The 18,896-nt window shown below is 55.4% G+C and carries 17 protein-coding genes; 6 read left to right on the plus strand and 11 right to left on the minus strand.

What is annotated here, in order from left to right:
- Nucleotides 1-1,127 precede the first annotated feature (1,127 nt).
- Nucleotides 1,128-1,796, minus strand: coding sequence for a YecA family protein (locus BY447_RS13345; protein WP_033781757.1), 669 nt, complete (start codon nucleotides 1,794-1,796; stop codon nucleotides 1,128-1,130).
- Nucleotides 1,797-2,031: 235 nt separating this feature from the next.
- On the opposite strand from BY447_RS13345, the gene BY447_RS13350 reads away from it, so the two are divergent.
- On the plus strand, nucleotides 2,032-3,279 hold the full coding sequence (locus BY447_RS13350) for a serine hydrolase domain-containing protein (protein WP_110331317.1): 1,248 nt from the start codon (nucleotides 2,032-2,034) through the stop codon (nucleotides 3,277-3,279).
- 125 nt (nucleotides 3,280-3,404) lie between these two features.
- The gene (locus BY447_RS13355; protein WP_013356658.1) at nucleotides 3,405-3,920 is read left to right on the plus strand and encodes an RcnB family protein; all 516 of its coding nucleotides are present in this window, start codon (nucleotides 3,405-3,407) and stop codon (nucleotides 3,918-3,920) included.
- A gap of 46 nt (nucleotides 3,921-3,966) precedes the next feature.
- Here the strand turns inward: BY447_RS13355 and BY447_RS13360 are convergent, their stop codons facing one another.
- From BY447_RS13360 to BY447_RS13375, 4 genes are all read right to left on the minus strand, one after another.
- Nucleotides 3,967-5,079 carry an NAD(P)/FAD-dependent oxidoreductase gene (locus BY447_RS13360; RefSeq protein ID WP_110331318.1) on the minus strand — a complete coding sequence of 371 codons (1,113 nt, stop codon included), beginning with the start codon at nucleotides 5,077-5,079 and terminating at the stop codon, nucleotides 3,967-3,969.
- A gap of 19 nt (nucleotides 5,080-5,098) precedes the next feature.
- The gene (locus BY447_RS13365; protein WP_013356660.1) at nucleotides 5,099-5,851 is read right to left on the minus strand and encodes an amino acid ABC transporter ATP-binding protein; all 753 of its coding nucleotides are present in this window, start codon (nucleotides 5,849-5,851) and stop codon (nucleotides 5,099-5,101) included.
- Nucleotides 5,844-6,650: an amino acid ABC transporter permease gene (locus tag BY447_RS13370; protein ID WP_110331319.1), complete on the minus strand. Its 807-nt coding sequence runs from the start codon at nucleotides 6,648-6,650 to the stop codon at nucleotides 5,844-5,846. The genes BY447_RS13365 and BY447_RS13370 overlap by 8 nt, the downstream gene beginning before the upstream one ends.
- A 61-nt stretch (nucleotides 6,651-6,711) precedes the next feature.
- Nucleotides 6,712-7,524 carry an ABC transporter substrate-binding protein gene (locus BY447_RS13375; RefSeq protein ID WP_110331320.1) on the minus strand — a complete coding sequence of 271 codons (813 nt, stop codon included), beginning with the start codon at nucleotides 7,522-7,524 and terminating at the stop codon, nucleotides 6,712-6,714.
- Between the two features lie 193 nt (nucleotides 7,525-7,717).
- Here BY447_RS13375 and BY447_RS13380 point away from each other — a divergent pair, with 193 nt between their 5' ends.
- A complete protein-coding gene (locus BY447_RS13380; RefSeq protein WP_110331321.1) occupies nucleotides 7,718-8,803 on the plus strand; it encodes a LacI family DNA-binding transcriptional regulator in 1,086 nt (361 codons plus the stop codon).
- A 5-nt stretch (nucleotides 8,804-8,808) separates the two neighbouring features.
- Here the strand turns inward: BY447_RS13380 and BY447_RS13385 are convergent, their stop codons facing one another.
- Nucleotides 8,809-10,257: a PLP-dependent aminotransferase family protein gene (locus BY447_RS13385; protein ID WP_110331322.1), complete on the minus strand. Its 1,449-nt coding sequence runs from the start codon at nucleotides 10,255-10,257 to the stop codon at nucleotides 8,809-8,811.
- Nucleotides 10,258-10,357: 100 nt separating this feature from the next.
- Here BY447_RS13385 and BY447_RS13390 point away from each other — a divergent pair, with 100 nt between their 5' ends.
- Entirely contained in the window at nucleotides 10,358-11,071 is a 714-nt protein-coding gene (locus BY447_RS13390) for a GNAT family N-acetyltransferase (protein ID WP_013356665.1), read from the plus strand.
- Nucleotides 11,072-11,084: 13 nt separating this feature from the next.
- On the opposite strand, the gene BY447_RS13395 is transcribed toward BY447_RS13390, so the two are convergent.
- From BY447_RS13395 to BY447_RS13405, 3 genes are all read right to left on the minus strand, one after another.
- Nucleotides 11,085-11,675: a hypothetical protein gene (locus BY447_RS13395; protein WP_146210998.1), complete on the minus strand. Its 591-nt coding sequence runs from the start codon at nucleotides 11,673-11,675 to the stop codon at nucleotides 11,085-11,087.
- Nucleotides 11,676-11,891: 216 nt separating this feature from the next.
- Nucleotides 11,892-14,183, minus strand: a complete 2,292-nt coding sequence (gene opgB / locus BY447_RS13400) for a phosphatidylglycerol--membrane-oligosaccharide glycerophosphotransferase (protein ID WP_110331324.1) — start codon at nucleotides 14,181-14,183, stop codon at nucleotides 11,892-11,894.
- Between the two features lie 210 nt (nucleotides 14,184-14,393).
- A complete protein-coding gene (locus BY447_RS13405) occupies nucleotides 14,394-14,783 on the minus strand; it encodes a tautomerase family protein (protein WP_013356669.1) in 390 nt (129 codons plus the stop codon).
- Nucleotides 14,784-14,885: 102 nt separating this feature from the next.
- On the opposite strand from BY447_RS13405, the gene BY447_RS13410 reads away from it, so the two are divergent.
- Nucleotides 14,886-15,803: a LysR family transcriptional regulator gene (locus BY447_RS13410; protein ID WP_110331325.1), complete on the plus strand. Its 918-nt coding sequence runs from the start codon at nucleotides 14,886-14,888 to the stop codon at nucleotides 15,801-15,803.
- Here the strand turns inward: BY447_RS13410 and BY447_RS13415 are convergent.
- Entirely contained in the window at nucleotides 15,780-16,793 is a 1,014-nt protein-coding gene (locus tag BY447_RS13415) for a glycosyltransferase family 32 protein (RefSeq protein ID WP_013356671.1), read from the minus strand. The two genes, BY447_RS13410 and BY447_RS13415, sit on opposite strands and share 24 nt — an antisense overlap.
- A 504-nt stretch (nucleotides 16,794-17,297) precedes the next feature.
- Between BY447_RS13415 and BY447_RS13420 the strand changes: the two genes are divergently transcribed.
- On the plus strand, nucleotides 17,298-18,263 hold the full coding sequence (locus BY447_RS13420) for a WD40 repeat domain-containing protein (protein ID WP_110331326.1): 966 nt from the start codon (nucleotides 17,298-17,300) through the stop codon (nucleotides 18,261-18,263).
- Here BY447_RS13420 and BY447_RS13425 read toward each other — a convergent pair.
- A complete protein-coding gene (locus tag BY447_RS13425; RefSeq protein ID WP_033781772.1) occupies nucleotides 18,245-18,799 on the minus strand; it encodes a histidine phosphatase family protein in 555 nt (184 codons plus the stop codon). The two genes, BY447_RS13420 and BY447_RS13425, sit on opposite strands and share 19 nt — an antisense overlap.
- Between the last annotated feature and the right edge of the window lie 97 nt (nucleotides 18,800-18,896).

An 18,896-nucleotide genomic window follows, 5' to 3' on the forward strand; every position in this document is an offset into this window, starting at 1 on the left:
ATGCTGCTGTGTTATGTTGATAAAAAAATTTAAAACAGTGAGTTAACCTCCAGATGGCAGTAAGTCATAGCCCGATAACGCGGTGTAATAAAAATGACTAAAAATATATTTTTTTTATTTTAACGCTTAATAATCAGTGTTATTTGGCACTCTGTTTAATAATGCTGACCGGTCTTTTCTAAGCTCTGCTATAGGGTTGGTTGTTTATTGCCATAGCAAGGCTTTAACCTGTTTCATGACCAGGCACTTATCTGAGTGGATAGATAAGTGTTTATCACTTTCATCACTTCTGTCTGATAGAGAGATGGACGATTTAGTTAGTTCATCAACGTTAATCTGCATTCTTACAAATAAAATGATGAAAGGGAATTTACATACTCTCATCCACACGCTGTAGATAAGAAAACTAACTTGAGGTTCCCAGGCAGGATAAAATTATTTAGTATGGATTTTTTACGATTTTAAACTCCAAAAAAAACTGATCAGACATTGCGTGCCGGATTTTTTTGTCAATCTTGTGTAAATGTATTTAATCAGCTGTTATCAGCGAAAAAATGATTTTAGCTAATTTTTTGTTTTTAAAAAAAATAAATAATATCAGTTGGTTATGAAGATTTGTTCAGCCTGATTGCCTGTTTTTTTTATAAAATTAAGCGCAGGAGATACCATTGAAGTTAATGTTGTTTTAACAAAAAATAATCGTGCGTTATTATATGGCAATAAATAAAGCTCTTTCATATTTAGCATTAAATGCACTTTTCAAAATCAGCTAATTGATAACAGCAATAGATTGCAATTTTATAACTTTTGTTAAAATAAAGATGTATATCTATCAAAGCTTGTAGTGAGTGTTAAACCCGTGCAGGCTATATCGCATGTGAAGTTAATGATGAGTTTTTAAGGCAAAATTTCACTTTTTTAACTAAGCAGCGTGAAAACCTGTTAACTTTTATTCCTAATTGGGAATGATGCTTATTACAGACGGTAAAAATCGCGCTTACCTCAGTGATAAGTCTGTTGTTACTCAGGGCATGCACTGTCTAGTCGGGGAAAGTAACGGATAGATAATCTGGCGAGACCTGCCGGGCGGTAGTAACACCCGGCAGATGATGGGGCTAATCAGTCAATCAATGCAGACAGCACTGCTTATATTTTTTGCCGCTGCCGCACGGGCAGGGATCGTTGCGACCAGGCAGTTTCTCAGCTGAGACAGGTTTCTGTGGCACGGGGATGGCTTCCGGCTGGGAAATCCAGTGATCGTGCAGCGCCAGCGCAGCAGGGCGAATCGCCTCAATGCTGGCTTCCATCTCGTCCGGCGTCATGGCGTCAATCTTTTCGAGGTTCTCTTCCACACCGTGCAGGGCGATAGCGTCCAGCGCAGGCTGCAGATCGGCAGGCAGGGCAGACCAGTCAGTCAGCGCGACACCGCGCATATAGCCGAAGCACCACTCTTCCACCACGGTAAACTCCAGACCTTCCATCTCGCGGATGCCAAACAGCGGTTCGAACTGCTCCGGGAATTCAGATAAGCGGTCAGCCACATCATTCATATGCTGGAAGCACAGCGACATAAAGCGCGTCATTTCACGCTCGTTGCTCCATTTTGGAATCTGCTTCTCGCCACCCCATAGAGCTACCAGCCACTGGCTGGGTTCGACGGTCACCGGGCCGGAGAGAACGGCAGTCAGCAGGCCATCCAGTTCGGAGACATCAATAATCGACGCTTCGCTGCCATATTTTTCCAGCATATCTTCCAGCCATTGCAGCTCTTTTTCGGACAGTGGGCCTTCTTTCATGCGGTTGCCTCCCGGGCATATCAAATTTCAGCGCGGCGTTAAGCCTCAAAACCGCAGCAGTGTACACCCTTGTGGGCTGCAACACAGCTAACCAGGGTAGTACGCAGTGGCTAAACCGTGTTTAACACCACTTTAACCCCGTTATGCAGGCGATAGCCCGCAGCACTTTATGGTACATTTTTGCGCTATATCTGGCCTGCTGCGTATCAAAAAAAATTAACCTGATGATTATTAAATGAAAAATGGATTTTCCGGCAGGCAGGCTGTGGCCGTACACCTCACACGGATGGCTTCTGCCAGCCAGTGGATGAGCAGATTAACAACGCGATGCATCCCCTCCGTGATCTTCCTGCTAGCAGGCTGCGGTACCCTGTCGCAAACCTCCGCGCCGGTGGGCGACCGTGTTTATCTGACGCACGCTACCTTTCGCCAAAATGTCGATGACATCGTGCAGCACTACATGCAGCAGAAGCAGGTGCCCGGTATCAGCATTGCGGTGATTCATCACGGCGGTCCGACACGTTATTACCCGTTTGGCGTCACCGATCGGGTGCATCGCTACCCGATCACGCCCGATACCCTGTTTGCGCTGGGATCGCTGAGTAAAGGCGTGACGGCAGAAGTGATCATCCAGCTGGTTGATCAGGGTAAGCTGCGCTGGAGCGATACTCTGGCCAATCTTTTGCCTCAGGACGTTCACCTCAGCGCTGACGCGCGGCGCATCACGCTGCTGCAGCTGGTGACGCACACCTCCGGTCTGCCGCGTCAGGATATGGATCTGCCGATGCTGCTGCAGTTCGTTCGTTATCTGGACTCGGGCGAGAACTTCTATGGCAATCTCGACAACGACAAACTGCTGAGTTATCTGGCGGATTTCTCAGTACCTGCGGTACGCATGCCGCACTACTCCAATCTCGGCTATGCGCTGCTCGGCTTTATCGTGCGCACCCGTTTTCATCAGGACATTCAGACGCTGGCGTCACAGCTGATCTTTACACCGCTAAAGATGGACCAGAGCAGTTTTGAGCCGGAAGCGCTGAAGGGTTATCCGCTGCGTGCGCTGGGTCATGCCGGCGATCAGCCGAAATTTATCCGCCGTGGTACGCTGACGCCCGACTGGCATTTTCACGGCAATATGGTGGCAGCGGCCAGTCTTTACAGCAATGCGCGCGATCTGAGTGCTTATCTGCGCGCGCATTTTGATGCGACCGGTGATACGGCACGGGATCGGGCTTTTGCGGCGGTGAACCGGCCGTGGTATCAGCAGGGGGCGCAGGCGCAGAATATCGCCTGGGTTACCGACACCATCGAAGGGCAGCAAATCACTTATCAGGTGGGCTATATTGGCGGCTACGCCAGTTTTATCGGCTACGATAAACGTCACGGCAATGCGATCGTGGTGCTACAGAACGGCTTTAACTGGAGCAACTATTTAGGCATTGCGTTGTTGGTCGATCTGGCAACTCAGGATAAAGTGGTCTGATCCGTTACCTGGCCTGTGTGCAGTAAAGCGAACCGCGCTGTTTTCCCTGCACATAGCATCAGCACAATGGAACTGAAGTGCGATAAACTTTAGCCTGACTGTCAAAATTCAACGTGGAAATCATTATGCGCAGGACTCAACGTGTACTTTTATCAATGGGATTACTGGTTGGCTCGCTGAGCCTGATCCCCGCTGTACAGGCTGCTGGCGAAGCAACGGACACCGTTCCGCCACCGCCGCAGATCCAGCCCGCTAATCCTGATGCTCAGCCCGCGACGCCAGATACCGGCACCGCTCAGCCGGATGCCGGTGCGGCGCAAAACCAGGCACCGACCAGCTCACAGTCTAATGATGGTATTACGCCGACTACGCCAAACACGCCGTCAACGGTCAATGGTGCGCGCCCTAATTACGATCTCAGCACCATCATCATTGACTACAAACAGTACAACATCGGTGACATCGTGCCAGAGAAGTACACCGATAAAACTTTCACCATCACCGAGTGGCAAAAGCGTAATCTGCCTGCACCGCAGGAAAATACCCACTGGGCGTATATCAACGCCAACTACATTCTGATTACCAATGACACCGGCAAAATCGTCATGGGTAAATCGGGTGATATCTTCTTCCGTGGCTGATTCCGTGGCTAAATAAAATCAGCCGGTCGTGATGACCGGCTTTTTTTTAGCTGAAACGCTCTGCACCAAAGCCTGCCAGCATCGGGTGCTTCTCACCGCTTACGATCTCTTCCGCCAGTAATTCCCCGACAATCAGCGCCAGCGTTGCGCCCGAATGCGTGAACGCGACATAACAGCCCGGCACCTTTTGCAGTTGTCCCAGCACCGGATCGCCATCGCCCGGAATCGGCTTCAGGCCAATCTTCCAGCTCTGAACGCTGAGCGGCTCGTCACCCCGTAACAGCCTGCTCGCTTCATCTGCCAGCTTTACCACGACCTGCTCATCAATATGGTACTCACCGCCGGGCAGCAGCCGGATATCCTCTTCGTACCAGTCATGATCCAGCGCATAGCGGTTACCCGGATTGGGACGTATGGCGGCGCGGGGCGTGTTCAGCACCGATTTCAACTCATGGCTACCCGGTTCGGTGATGACCAGCATGGAAACCGGCGATCCGTTGGGAATCGTCACGCCAAGCGGTGCAACCACATCTGGTGTCCAGGGACCACAGGCGACCACCACCGCATCTGCCCGCAGTTCACCCTGTTCACTGCGGATGCCACAGACGCGGCCCTGCTCGGTGAGCACGCTGGCTTTGCCGGCATGCTCTATCACTTCACCCCCGCGCGCCCGGAACTGATTCACCAGATAATCGGTCAGGTGCGGCAGGCTGACCCAGCCTTCGCCGGGATTGAATATCGCCTGCGACGGCAGCGCGTCGGGATCGATGCCCGCATCTGCCTGTGCCACGTTGTCAGACGTCATGAGTTGTGAGTCGTAACCGTGGGCTTTCTCATAGGCATGCCGCGCCTGGGTTCCGGCTGCATCGTCTTTAAACCAGCAGACCCCGCCATCAAAACGCAGCCAGTCGAGGTCAGGATGTTGAGCAAACAGGGTGCGATAGCGATCAATGCCCGCCATGCGCAGCGCGTGGTAGGGCAGGGAGCGCTCACCCGCTGAGTTGAGCCACGACAGTGAACGTCCCGATGCGCCGGAACAGAGCGCCGCTTCGGTCACGAGCGTCACTGCCGCACCCCGTTTGGTCAGCTCCAGCGCCGTCGACACACCGATCACGCCACCGCCCAGTACCACCACTTTCAATTCAGTTTTTAACGCCATTATCAGGTTCCTTGCTCAGTTACAGCACTTCAGAGAGAAAACGTTGCAGTCGCGGCGACTGCGGTGCATCAAAAATGGCACCCGGCGGTCCGGCTTCAACAATCTCGCCTTCATCCATAAACACCACCTGATCCGCCACCTTGCGTGCAAAACCCATTTCATGGGTCACCACGACCATCGTCATGCCGCGACGGCAGAGATCCGCCATCAGCGTCAGGACACCTTTCACCAGTTCGGGATCGAGTGCGGAGGTCGCCTCGTCAAACAGCATGACTTCGGGGTCCATCGCCAGCGCACGGGCAATCGCGACGCGCTGCTGCTGGCCGCCGGAGAGATCGCGTGGCCGGTGATCGGCGCGCTGACCCAGGCCCACCTCTTCCAGCCGCTGACGCGCAATCGCCATTGCCTGTGATTTGGGCAGGCCTTTGACCCGCCACGGGGCCAGCGCCACGTTCTCCAGCGCGCTGTGATCGGGGAAGAGGTTAAAATGCTGAAACACCATGCCAATCCGCAGCCGCAGCGCATCAGGCTTATCGTGCAGCACCGATCGGTCAGCCAGCAGGACATCCCCGGACTGCGGTTCGTGCAGCCGGTTGATGCCGCGCAGCAGCGTCGATTTACCCGAGCCGGATGGCCCGATAATGCAGGTGGTGCTGCCTGGCGCGACCCGCAGCGAGACGTTACGCAGCACCTCAATCGGGCCATAGGCCAGCGTCAGATCGCGTAGCTCCAGACTGGCGCCGTGCCAGCTCGCGCCGTTCAGGTTATTCATGGGTGCCTCCGATTCGGGGTTGCGTGACCAGTGAAACGCCGGGCGCTCTGACTTCATCCACCTCTTTTAAGCCGCTTTTCAGTGCCGTCAGGCGACGGCGGCCGGTGCGATAGCGCACATCGACATAGTTGACCATGTGCGTCAGCGGCACCGTGATGATCAGATAGAACAGCCCGGCCAGCATCAGGGGCGAGAGGTTGCCGGTGAGCACCGCCGCATCCTGACCCACGCGAAACAGCTCCCGCTGCTGGGTCATCAGGCCCAGCAGGTAGACCAGCGAGGAATCTTTGATGATGGCGATGAACTGGTTAACGATGGCGGGCAGCACGCGGCGAATCCCCTGTGGGATCACTACCAGTCGCATTGCCCGGCCATAGCTCATCCCCAGCGCCCGGCAGGCCTCCATCTGGCCGCGCTCCACGCTCTGAATACCGGCGCGGAAAATCTCGCCCATATAGGCGCTGGCGATCAGGCTGAGGGCGAAGATCCCCAGCGGATAGGGCGTCGGACCGAACAGCTGATAGCTGAAACGCGCCAGGCCCTGACCAATCAGCAGAATGGTCAGAATCGAAGGGAGCCCGCGAAACAGATCGGTATAGAGCCGGGCCGGCAGGCGCAGCCAGCGTGAGGGCGAAATGCCCATCAGCGCCAGCAGCAGCCCAAACAGCGTGCCGAGCAGCGTGGCCGCCAGCGAGATAATCACCGTGTTGACCAGCCCGGTGGTCAGCATCTGCGGCAGCACTTCCATCATTGATGGAAAATCAAAGAAGGTGCGGGAAAGAATTGTGAGCAGGTCCATCGCCGTCTCCATGCAGGGCGGGGGGGCCCCCGGTTAACTCAGGACGCGAACGTCCGCCTCTTTATTGCCCGCCAGGCAGATACTGTTTTGGCATCGGCGATCCGGGGAACCACTTCTCATACAGTCGTTTCCAGGTGCCATCCTGCATGGCGGCTTTGATGGCACCGTCCAGCGCGGCCTTGAAGGCGGGTTTGCCTTTGGCTATAGCGATTCCGGCCGGTGCATCAAACGACGGGATGTCGGCGGCAGAGACCAGTTTGAAGCGTTCGGCGTAGCTTTTGGCCGCCTCGTAGTCCAGGAAGATGGCGTCGAGCGTGCCGTTGTTGAGCGCGGAGACGGCGCTGTTGTTATCCGGGAAGCGCACCAGGTCCGTCTGTGGGAAGTGTTCGACGGCATAGCTCTCCTGCAGCGTGCCCTGCACGACACCGAGCCGGTGTTTTGCCAGGCTGGCGACATCCTTCACGCCGCTGTCAGATCGGGTGAGAACGGTGAGAAATCCCGCCAGATAACCCGTCGAAAAATCGACCGTCTTTTCCCGCGCAGGCGTGATGCCGATAGCCGCCACCGCCGCGTCATACTGACCGTTAGCCACGGCCGGCATGATCGCCGAGAAGTCCTGACCAATAAAATCGACCTTATCGATCCCGATACGGTGGGCGACATCCCGGAAGAACTCGACGTCAAAGCCGGTGAACTGACCGCTGGCATCCGTGAAGGTGTACGGTTTGGAGTCGCCGACGCTGGCGACGCGAAGCTGACCGGGTTCGATCAGCCCATAAGGATTGTTGTCGCTGGCAGCCAGCGTACAGAACGAAAGTGAACAGAGTGCGAGGGCGGTGCCGAGCAGTGTGCCCAGGGTGGTTTGCGATTTCATAGCTCATCCGTTTTTGCAGGTTTAAACATCAGAGACTGTTGAGCCAGCAATTATAATTGAGACCGGTCTCAACGCAGGTGGCACCTTAAGACGTGGGCATTGTGAGACCGGTCTCAAGGGGTTACAATGAGTTTAAGCACAGCCTTTTTTCGGCGTCAATATTCCTGTCATCAACCTGTGATTCAAAATAATTATGACAAGTCAGAAACGACAATCGAAAGCGCCTACCGTGGCGGATGTGGCACGTGCAGCAAACGTCTCTAAAGCTCAGGCGGCGCGTGCGCTGGGAGGCTATGGGGCGGTCAGTGATGAGGTGCAGGAACGGGTCAGCAGCGCAGCCTCTGCGCTGGGCTACCGTCCGAATGCACTGGCCCGCAGCATGAATACCGGGCGTTCTAATACCATCGGTGTGATTGTCGGCGATATCGAAAATCCTCACTTTGGCCTTGCGCTGCGCGGGATGGCCGATGTGGCACGCACGGCGGGTTACCATCTGCTGCTCAGTAACAGCGATGAGAAACTGCAGGCTGAGCAGGATGCAGTGCGGGTGATGCTGGAAAAGCAGGTCGACGGCATTATCGTTGCGCCATGCTGTTCGGAGCACCAGCACAACAGCCATCTGACGCAGGTACTGGAAGAGGGCAGAGCGCTGAAATTATTTGATCGCGCAGTGACTGACCTTGATGTGGAAGCAATCTGCTGCGAATTTACTGACGTCGCTGAACAGGCGACTACCCGATTGCTGGAGGCAGGTCATCGTCATATCGCCTATGTCACCAGCATGGCGCTGGTAACCGACTACAGCACGCCGGGCGATTTTGGCCTGACGCCAGTCGCCCAGCGCGTTGGCGGCATGATGCAGGCCTTTGCTGCCGCGGGCGTGGAATTTGATCCAACGCTGGTGAAAGTGAACGCGCTGGATGAAGCGGAGATTGCCCGTATTGTGGCTGAGCTGTGGCAGCGTCCGCAGCCGCCTACGGCGCTGGTGGCCTCAGACAGCGTGGTCGCGATGTGGCTGCTGCGGGAAGTCACGCAGCGCGGACTGCGCATCCCTGCCGATCTCTCCTTTGTGATGTATGACAATTTTCCGTGGAGTGAGATTGTCACGCCGCCGCTGACGGTGGTAGCGCAACCAGTGTATGAAATGGGCCGGGAAGCCGCACGACGCCTGATTTCGGAGATACGCGGCGAAGCCGTCGGGCCGATGCCGCGCTTTGATGCCCGCCTGATGATTCGTCAGTCGATTGCTGCGCCGGCCAGCTTTGTCAGCGCGGAATGATTAGGTCATCCGGGCCAGCCGAGCAGGCGACTTAGCTGGCGCATAGCTGCGGTAATTTGCGTGTCGCTGCAATTACCATAGCCAATAACCAGCCCCTGCTGCACCGGTTCGCGCAGACAGAAGGTCGAGAGAGCCGTGGGCGCGTAGCCCGCCTGGAGCAGTGTGCGGGTAATAGCGACGTCATCCCGATGAGGATCGAGTGGCAGCACCAGATGCATACCGCTGTTACCACCCAGCAACGGAATCGCCTGACCTGCAGCGCGCTGCAGTTCGGTGCGTAGCCATGCCTGTCGCTGACGATAGAGACGACGCATTTTGCCCAGATGTCGGCGATAATCACCACTGAGAATAAAACGCGCCAGCGCCTGTTGTTCCAGCCGGTTTCCGCCGCGCAGGATCTGATGCAGTGCCGGTCGCAGACGCCTGACCAGTGGCGCGGGCAGCACCATAAAACCGATGCGCAGCGCGGGGAATAGCGTCTTGCTGAATGAGCCGAGATAGATAACCGGAGCATTATCGGTCATGCCCTGCATCGCCATTACAGGTTCGCCGTGGTAATGGAAGTCGCCATCATAATCATCTTCAATAATCCAGGCCTGGTGCTGCTGCGCAGCCGCAATCAGCGCCAGACGCCGGGCCGCGCTCATGACGACGCCGGTGGGATACTGATGGGTAGGCGTGGTATAAATCAGACGGGGTGGAACCTGTTTCCAGTGTTCCGGCTCGGGGGCCATTCCCTGGTCATCGGTGCGGATCGGGACAACGTTAAGTTCTCCGGCCTGCAGAGCCGATTTGGCATTACGATAACCCGGTTCTTCAATCCAGCCATAATCGCCCGGATTACTCAGCAGGGCGACGCACAGCGTTAACGCCTGCTGCACACCTTCAGTAATCACAATCTGTCCGGGGTCACAACGTACACCGCGCGTGATACGCAACTGTTGCGCCAGTACGGCACGCAGTTCTGCTTCACCAAAGGGATCGCCATAGCCGAGCAGCGACGGTGGCGGGTGACTCATTACCTGACTCAGCGCCCGGCGCCAGGCCGCCATCGGGAAATGGTTCAGAGCCGGTATGCCGGGTCGCAGCGGCAATGAGCCGGTGTCGATCCACTGGCTTTGGTGAAAAGCTTCAATCCGTTTTGCCAGCGGCCAGCTGGCTAGCGTGTCGTCATCCGCCTGCCCGGCAGGCAAAGCCAGTGAGCTGACGCGGCTGCCCTGTCGATCGCTCATCAGATAGCCCTCAGCCTGCAGCTGGGTCCAGACGTTAAGCACGGTATTCCGCGACACCTGCAGCTCAACTGCCAGTTGCCGCGTAGACGGTAACATCGCGCCAGCGGCAAGCTGCCCCTGCAAAATGCCCTGTTTTATCCGCTGATAAAGTTGCTGCTGCAGCGTGGTCCCGGCGGCGGATATCAATGGTGCCAGCAGCAAAGGGGGGATCTCTGGCTTCATAGTCGGGTCCCGTGGATCTATCATTTTTCCTGATTGTGGTACTTTTTAACCCACCATGATAGTGGCAATCTGTGGATATCATCTGCAGCCGGGAGGCGATATGTCACAACACCTGAATCAATTCGGTCAGCCGGTCGGCCAGCCTTTACCAGACTGGCAACCCCGTCCTTTGCCCCAGCATCAGGTTTTCACCGGCGAGTCATGTCGGCTGGAGCCGTTCAGTGCAGCACGGCATGGTGATGCACTGTATGAGGCCTGGTCACTGGCTGAAGATGGGCGTGACTGGACTTACCTGCCTGTTGGGCCCTTTACCGGGCACAATGCGTGGCAGGACCATGCAGCACAACTTGAAGCCAGCCGCGATCCGCTACATTTCGCCGTCATCGATCTGGCTACGGAGCAGGCGGTGGGCAGCCTTTCATTAATGCGCATCCAGCCTGAACATGGCGTAGTGGAAGTCGGGCATGTCACGTTTTCGCCCCGGCTGAAGCAGACCCGCATGGCGACGGAAGCGCATTTTCTGCTGATGCGTTACGCTTTTGAAACGCTGGGCTATCGCCGCTATGAATGGAAATGTGATAGCTGTAATGGGCCTTCCCGTAAGGCCGCGGCCCGTCTCGGTTTCCGTTATGAGGGGGATTTCCGCCAGGCGATCGTTTACAAAGGCCGTTCTCGTGACACCAGCTGGTTCTCGATTATCGATAGCGAATGGCCGCAGGTGAAAAAGGGCTTTCAGCGATGGCTGGCGGAGGATAACTTTACCGCCGACGGTCAGCAGCGAGAGAAGCTGGAAGCACTACGCGACAGACCCTGATTGGGTAGTGGGCTCACAATAGAATATCTTTCAGGACCGCTGCCAGAAGGGTGGTGGTCATGAGGATAGATAACCGTTTGATCCAGCGCATATCAGTGCTCAGTGTCACAACGTCATTTCTCAGGCTGTCGACAGCGCCCGTTAATCGGAAATTCATTTCACTGAGCATCGCTTCCATCTTATCCACTTTGATTTCCAGGTGATTAAAACGGATGGCCAGCTTGTCAGTTTTTCTTTCAACATGGCCAAGCCGCTCGTCGATCTGATTAACTTTTATGGTGAGATGCCCGAGCCGCTCGTCAATCTGATCTACTTTCGTCGTCAGCTTGCCGAGTTGATCGTCTATCTGGTCGACTTTGGTCGTAAGTTTACCGAGCCGCTCGTCGGTCTGTTCAGCTTTTGTCTGAAGCTGGCCGATCCGGACGTCAATATGATTGGCTTTGGTCTGAATCTGACCGAGCTGCTTCCCGACCTGTGCGCCTGGCTGCCTCTGCTGCATATCGGTAAACACCTCCACCATCGCCTCCGCTTGCTGATCGTCGATCCCCGCCTGTTGCAGCGCTTTAAAGGCTTTGTGGGTACTCATCATTGTGATGAGTCTCACGACACCTCCCTGCGTACTTCGGCGATAACCGCATTATGACAGGCAAAAAGCGTAACACCACTCAGTCGGTTATATTTTGCGTGCCTTGCCGAAAAATATCAATTATTACAACAGGTAACGTGCAGAGGAGTGCGGGTTGGCTCGCAACAGGAAGTCGATGACAGGATGAGGCGCCTCTGCGGTAATCCGCAGAGGCGGGAGAAGAAAAAACGGGTCTTAAGGCTGTGGTACGATTTTAATTTCAACCATGCCGATGCCCAGTTTGCGCGGATTCTGACCTGTGATATTGCCGGTGTTACTCAGCTGCGGCTCAGGGGGGGCAATGACCAGTTGATGGCTGGCGCCTGGGTTGTCGAAATGCAGGGTATGCGTCGATACCTCTTCGCCCAGCGACAGCAGTTGCTGCTGATCGCCCACCCGAACCGGGATCGCGCGATGTGCGTTGGGGCCATACGCGCGTGCGGTAATGACCAGATCAAACTTAGCCGGGAGTGCATCGACATAATCGATATGCACTTCTGGCGCGAGATTGGCGTTTGACCAGCGCCCCCAGCTCTCTGGCCGTGAGATGCCGCTGAAGCTTTTAATCGTTTCCGGCGCGCCGGGCACATCAAGCCGGAAGCTGTCGGCGCTATAGCGAATGTTATTATCTTCAATGCGGATCTGCGCCAGGTTCTGCTGGTAACGTGCCTCGCTGACAGCGCCGTCCGGGAACTGCACTTTGCCTTTCCACTGCGGTTTGTCGACATGTGTCACGGTTGGCGTGCCGCCGAGCTGCCCCATCGCCACACAGAGATCGCCGGAAAGAGCCAGCGAAGGCTGCCAGAGTCGCGCCATTTTAAAACAGCGATCCACCCAGAGGAATTTATCGGCTGAAGCGAAATCGGCCAGCTGATAGCGCAGCGGGGCCGAATATTCCCCTTCCGGCATCGGCTCAACATGCTTATCGCTGATGCGGAACAGAATCGGCAGTTTAAAGGTGGTGCCTGAGAAGCTGAAGGTATTCTTCGCCTGATCCACCGTGAAGCTGTCTATCTTCTTCGGGAAGTTCCAGAGCTGGATGATGTCGGGTTTCCAGCTCGCCACCTTACTCTTCATGTCGTCGAACTGGGTGGAGAGCGAAAGAGAAGAAAGGCTGCTGCGGCCCAGGCCAATCGCGTTATCGCCGCCGAGAATATCCAGCAGCGTCGCGCCATTATCCAGCGTGCTGCGCTTCGCCTCCATCAGCTCCGCCTGCGGTTTATCACCCCGGATCACCATGAACAGATTGCGACGTGGCTGTTTGACCAGCCACGGATGCGCCGTGTTGTTCATGGCCAGATGATCGGAGCTCACCACAATCACGGTGTTTTTAAACCACGGCGACGCTTTGATGCGTGTGATCAGCCGCGCCACATGTTCCTGCGAGCAGGCGACCGCGCTGAAGGACTGATTCGGTTTGCCATCAATGCTATAGCTCCTGCGATCGCAGCTGCGTGAGATAAACCCGTCCGGGTGATGCGTATCAACGGTCAGCGTAAACAGTGCGAAAGGTTTACCGGCCTGCGAGAGTTCCTGATACTTCTCAAAGACTTCATCCAGCACCGTATCGTCGTAATAACCCCAGTTATTGCGATAAGCAGGATCGGCAACGCGGCTTTTCAGCTCCTGCGAACCATAAAGATTTTTGGGGTCGAAACCGTGCGATTTCAGGAAGACATCTTTACCGGCAAAACGCAGATCGGCACCCTGAATAAACCAGTTCTGGTAGCCGGAGTTTTTCAGGATGTCGCCCAGACAGACGTTTTGCGGATAGAAGCTGGAGAGCGATGCCGACGCATTACCATCAAACGGCGCAAACAGCGGAATGCCGCACTGTGAGGCGACCATGCCTGCAATGGTGTAGTCGGTGCCGGGTAACTGTTCGGTTTCGCTGAAGTCGATACTCTGCTCTTTCTGCCGGCTCAGCTCAGGCGCCAGGCCAGGAAAGGCGATGGGGTCGAAATAGGTGCGCTCTAAGCTTTCACCATAGATGTAAACCACGTTAAGGCGCGGCTGTTCAATGCGATTACGCGGCACTTTATAGAAGTTGTCGAAGTCAGAGTCCGCCATCTGGGTATGCGACACGATGAGCGTCGCGACCTGGCGAAAGGCCGGGGTGGTCTGCACCGAACCGAGCGCGCAGGCGGCAGCCAGCAGTGACCAACCCATGTGATGGGGACGCTTACGCCGACGCAGAATCCACGACAGCAGGCAGAACAGCAGGAACAGCACAATAATCAGCCCAATCGCGGGCACCACATATTTACTGACACCCGCGCCGGTCAGGCTGTTAGTCAGCGTATAGAGCACCGCATCGTTGATGCCGTCACCGGTAAAATAGTTGCTGGCATAAAGGGTGGCGTTCAGGACAACGAAAAGCACCAGCATGATAAGAACAAGAATAAACCAGAATTTGTTACGCCCGGCTTTACAGGAATAGATTGCAATAGCGGCCAGAAACAGCACGACGGAGACCAATTCGGACAACGGTAAATCCTCTCTCTACAGGGTTGCACGAGGCTTCACGCAACCGGCCACCTTCGGGGGATGGTTTTTCGACAATCTATATTGGCTGTCATCCGGCTGCAACATATCCGGCCCGATTTGTGCGGTGGAGAGCAGATTGGTTCAGAAGTGAGGTTTTCAGGCGTGACGGTGGCTGGCGCACCGTCAGCAGAGCAGAAGTCAGGACGTTTTTCAGAGTTTGCCGGTGAGGTATTGCGCTTCGCCGTCGGCAAAACTCCAGTCACCTTTGTCATTGGTGATAAAGCTGATCATTAAATCGTTGCCCTGCACGCCACAGTGCTCACGCAGCTCACGCGCCAGCTCCGCCATAAAATGTTGCTTCTGTTCACGACTGCGTGGGCTGGTATAAACCCGCACCATCACCAGATTATCGCTGCGGCTGAATCCCAGGCCGGTATCCTGAAACACCATCTGATAGCGCTTGTTTTCCTGAACAATCTGATAACGATCCCGTTCAGGCACCTTAAAGGCTGTCAGCACGGCACGGTGCGCCGCATCCAGCAGTGTACGCAGCTCTGATTCTGAACGACCCTGAATAACATCGAATTGCAGCAGTGGCATGGTGAATTCCTCATCGTGATTAATGAGCCTATGGTGACCCCTTTATCCGGCGGGAAAAAGCGCGTAGCCTGAAATGATTATTCACTATAATGAACAATCGCAATGAAAGAGATGAAAACGGATACGCTGTGGGATCATCTTCACTGGCTGACCGTACTGGCTGAGCAGGGCAGCTTTACCCGCGCGGCGGAGCGGCTGGACGTCAGCAAAGCTGCGATGAGTCAGAAAATCAAAGAGCTGGAGCAGATAGCCGGTGTACTGCTGGTACAGCGTACCACGCGCAGCGTACGACTGACATCAGCGGGTGAGAAGCTGGTGGAGGAGTTGCGCGAGCCTTTTGCCCGCATCGAACAGAGTTTTTTCAGCGTGCGTGATACCGCCGGGCCAGTGCGTGGTCTGGTGCGTATTACCGCGCCGGTGGCGTTTGCCCGGCAGCAGCTGGTGCCGATTATTGGTGAGTTTCTGCATGACTATCCGCAGGTGCGTCTGCAGCTGGATGTGACCGACCGAATTGTGTCGCTGAGCAGTGAGGGGTTTGATCTGGCCATCCGGCACAGTGACACGTTGCCGGAAACCCATGTGGCGCTGCCGCTGTGTGATACGCAGACAGTGCTGGTGGCCTCACCCGCCTATCTTAACCAACAGGGTATACCGAACACGCCGCAGGATCTGATGCAGCATAACTGCCTTTACTATCCGCGTGGTGTTGAATCACCGCGCTGGCGGTTTGTAACCGCAGCGGATGGTGAAGAGGTGCAGGTGCGGATTCAGGGCTGCTTTGCCACTAACAACAGTGAGTCGATACGTGATGCCGCTCTGCAGGGACTGGGAATCGCGATGCTGCCCGACTTCAGCGCCCGTGAAGCGCTGGCCGCAGGCTCTTTGCAGCAGGTGTTACCTGAGTGGCAGCCGGTGGAGGCCTTTGCCGCCCGCCTGTGGATCGTTCGACCCTGGGCGGCGCAGGTACCCCGCGCGGTCACCACTTTTACGCAGTGGCTACGCGCGCGCTTTGACCGTTGATGGCAATGCCAGCGCAGATGATGGGGTGTGCATCATCTCGCCAATCAGGCTGCTGCGGTTATACAAACCCAGTCGCAGATTGAAGTCGAGATGCAGTCGCTCGTTGCCGGTTAATTTGATAATCGGTGGTGGCGTCTCTGGCCGCTGCTGAAACATCACAGACTGCGCAAACGCGCTGCTGCTGTCGGCATGCAGGCGCTGATAGTACCAGGCGCTGGCTTCACCTTTACGCAGATAAAGATTAGCCCGCCGGTATTCGCGCATCGCGACCTGCTGCGCCAGCGACAGAAGCTGGCGTGACGGATTATCTACATTTTGCACAATCAGCGGAAAATCATCACGCTTCTTAAGCTCATGGAAATAGTTGCGGATACCGACGTTTTTAACCGGTGCCAGCTGTTTCAGCCATTCGCGAATAAAGGCATTCTGCGGCGGCGCGGCAATAAACCAGCTCTCGGTGACCGGCGCAAGCAGGTTCAGCGTTGATTGCTCGCGATAGTAGCCGATGAGATCCATTGGCCGCGCATGGTGAACGCGATGCACCCAGGCAAGATTTTCAAACAGCAGGGTGCTGCAGTCGATGCCAATACCGCCATAGCGGTGAATCAGCTCAAGCCGGATGATTTCACTTTTATGTGCCAGCGTCAGATCGGAAGAGATAAAGCTGAGTTCGGGCAGCCACTGCGACAGAGTGCGCTGCGTGACCAGATAAACCTGGTGGTCGGGGTTGTCCCGCCGGATTTTACTGATATTCAGCGCCATTGACGTCGGCAGCTGATCGTTATGCCAGACCATCCAGACAATCTTTGGAATCTCGGGCAGATCTTTCTGCTGAGCAATCAATACGACATTATCTTCCTGTCCCGGATCATATTCCGGTGCCTGACAGAGGCTCTGCTGTTTCTTATTCCATAACATCTGGCTACTGAACGATATTCTTTTCCAGTTACGCCAGAGTTTATGCGCTGGACGTTGGCGATGTGAAGTCATGGTACACCTGTTATTTTTATTTTCCCGCTATAGTGCAGGCTCTGCCCGTTGTGCCTGAGGCGTGAACGGGCGGCATTGCATACTGAGTGCAATCCCGATGAGTGCGGGAATTAATGAATAGTTTTCCCTGGTGGCGACGCAGTGCGGAAGCGCGCGATAGTTTCCTCACGGCTTTTTAATTGCACTGCACCTTTTTAATAAAACATTATTTACACATTAGCTATGTCTTTTTTTGACTTTAGGATAATACGGAAATAATCCGGTCACCTTAATGGAATAATAATATCGCCACGGTTAATAAGTTATTTAAATGTGGCGGAACGCATAACTAAGGAATGTCTGAATATTATGCTAAGCCTTTGGCTTCTCTCAGGGCCAGGACCTCAGAAACAGTGAATATTGCGCTTAACGTGTGGCGTAAGCCCGGCTCAACCATTTGCGGAATCGGACAGCCTGAAGAGGATTGTCTACGCTTAAGAAGAACTTACTGAGAAAGGAGCGCGCATGCAGAGTGAATCCTATGGTTTACTGGCGGTTGATAAGCAGGGCAATCGCGTCCTGTTTCTTAACCCGGAAACCTTCGCGGTCGAGCGCGAGCTGAACGCTTTTCCACCGCGGCCGCATGAACTCCTGATGCTGGCACCCTGGGGTAAAGCGTATGTGCCTATCTATGGTGACGGTGTTCATGGCAATAACCCGCATCCGGGTCGCAAAGTGGCGATCATTGATTTGCAGCGTCGCGAGATCAGCGGCTTTATCGATCTGTCGCCGTTGCGAGCACCACACAGCGGGCAACTGGGCCGCGATGGCAAAGTCTATCTCTGCTGTGAGCAGAGCGCCGCCGTAGCCGTAATCGATCCGCAGACCGACAAAGTGGAAAAGATCATCCCGATTCCTTCTCACAACGCGCATCGCCTGACGCTGTCACCCAGCGGCCGCAAACTGTTCACCGATAACGAAGAGGATGCGACCATCACCGTCGTGGATCTCTGTGAAGCAGAGGGACGGGTGATTGATACGATTCTGCTGCCGGGCCCGATTGCGGGTATCGCCGCCTCACCAAAACACCCTTATCTGGTCGCCAGCGCAGCAGATGCGCCGTTGCTCTATGTGATCGACCGACAGAGCCACCGTATTCGCCAGCGCATTACGCTGCCGGGTCATCAGCAGCCCTGCCAGGTGGTTCGCTTCAGCGCCGATGGCGAACAGCTGGTGGCGATTGGCGATCAGGAACCGCTGGTAACGCTGTTTGACGACCTGCTGAATCCGCTGGGCGATATCAGCGTGGGAAACATGCCGATGGATGGCTGCTTCACGCCAGACAGGCAACAGCTGCTGATTGCGAATCAGGATGACGGCACGCTGAGTGTGATCGATCTGGCGCAGCGTAAAGTGATTGCCACACCGCGTGTCGGAACGGGCTGTGAGGTGCTGGGCTATTTTCCGATGGGTCAGATAAACGGACGATGATAGATCGCAGAACTCCAGTGGCGGCTGCTGGCATGTTTCTCTGCCTGCCAGCCGCGTTTACGTAATTCTCGCGCAATCATCTTGTTCATGATGCCGTGGCCCAGCAGCAGCACCGTGCCACGCCGTGAGTGCTCGATCAGCTTCTCTGCCGCCGCCGAGGCCCGGCTGCGCGCATGTTGCAGCGACTCCGCTTCACCCGCATAACCGCAGAACCACAACAGCCGCAGTAAGGCCAGCCAGCAGATTGTCGGCAGTTGAAAATCCCCCGTTCGCAGCAGCGGTACGGCGACTTCGCTGTAGAGCGCATCAATCTCATGAGGCTGCAGGCCAAGCTGGCTCAGAGAAGATTGCGCGCGGGGCAGGGGACTGCAGACAATAATTGCGGCCTGACGAGCAATCTTAATACTGCGCGGTGGCGGCCCGTCACTGACTCCGGACTGATCGTAAGCTTCGCACCAGTCTGCCAGTGCCTGCACGCTCTGGCGACCCGCTGCCTGGTGGTCAGGTTTACCGTGTCGCATCAGAATAATGGTCATAACACCTCTGTCAGGCTTTTTTTCAGGGTAACGCATTGTCTGCGCTTGCCGCGATTTTTCAGAATAAAGATGAAGTGTCATCTGCAGGTAATCCGGG

The sequence above is a fragment of the Pantoea sp. JKS000250 genome, assembly GCF_003201065.1.
Lineage (GTDB): Bacteria > Pseudomonadota > Gammaproteobacteria > Enterobacterales > Enterobacteriaceae > Pantoea > Pantoea vagans.

Excerpts from the sequence above, each read along its gene's own strand:
- BY447_RS13345 (WP_033781757.1), bottom strand. The coding sequence starts at position 1,796 with ATGAAAGAAGGCCCACTGTCCGAAAAAGAGCTGCAATGGCTGGAAGAT.
- BY447_RS13350 (WP_110331317.1), top strand. The coding sequence starts at position 2,032 with ATGAAAAATGGATTTTCCGGCAGGCAGGCTGTGGCCGTACACCTCACA.
- BY447_RS13355 (WP_013356658.1), top strand. The coding sequence starts at position 3,405 with ATGCGCAGGACTCAACGTGTACTTTTATCAATGGGATTACTGGTTGGC.
- BY447_RS13360 (WP_110331318.1), bottom strand. The coding sequence starts at position 5,079 with ATGGCGTTAAAAACTGAATTGAAAGTGGTGGTACTGGGCGGTGGCGTG.
- BY447_RS13365 (WP_013356660.1), bottom strand. The coding sequence starts at position 5,851 with ATGAATAACCTGAACGGCGCGAGCTGGCACGGCGCCAGTCTGGAGCTA.
- BY447_RS13370 (WP_110331319.1), bottom strand. The coding sequence starts at position 6,650 with ATGGACCTGCTCACAATTCTTTCCCGCACCTTCTTTGATTTTCCATCA.
- BY447_RS13375 (WP_110331320.1), bottom strand. The coding sequence starts at position 7,524 with ATGAAATCGCAAACCACCCTGGGCACACTGCTCGGCACCGCCCTCGCA.
- BY447_RS13380 (WP_110331321.1), top strand. The coding sequence starts at position 7,718 with ATGACAAGTCAGAAACGACAATCGAAAGCGCCTACCGTGGCGGATGTG.
- BY447_RS13385 (WP_110331322.1), bottom strand. The coding sequence starts at position 10,257 with ATGAAGCCAGAGATCCCCCCTTTGCTGCTGGCACCATTGATATCCGCC.
- BY447_RS13390 (WP_013356665.1), top strand. The coding sequence starts at position 10,358 with ATGTCACAACACCTGAATCAATTCGGTCAGCCGGTCGGCCAGCCTTTA.
- BY447_RS13405 (WP_013356669.1), bottom strand. The coding sequence starts at position 14,783 with ATGCCACTGCTGCAATTCGATGTTATTCAGGGTCGTTCAGAATCAGAG.
- BY447_RS13410 (WP_110331325.1), top strand. The coding sequence starts at position 14,886 with ATGAAAGAGATGAAAACGGATACGCTGTGGGATCATCTTCACTGGCTG.
- BY447_RS13415 (WP_013356671.1), bottom strand. The coding sequence starts at position 16,793 with ATGACTTCACATCGCCAACGTCCAGCGCATAAACTCTGGCGTAACTGG.
- BY447_RS13420 (WP_110331326.1), top strand. The coding sequence starts at position 17,298 with ATGCAGAGTGAATCCTATGGTTTACTGGCGGTTGATAAGCAGGGCAAT.
- BY447_RS13425 (WP_033781772.1), bottom strand. The coding sequence starts at position 18,799 with ATGACCATTATTCTGATGCGACACGGTAAACCTGACCACCAGGCAGCG.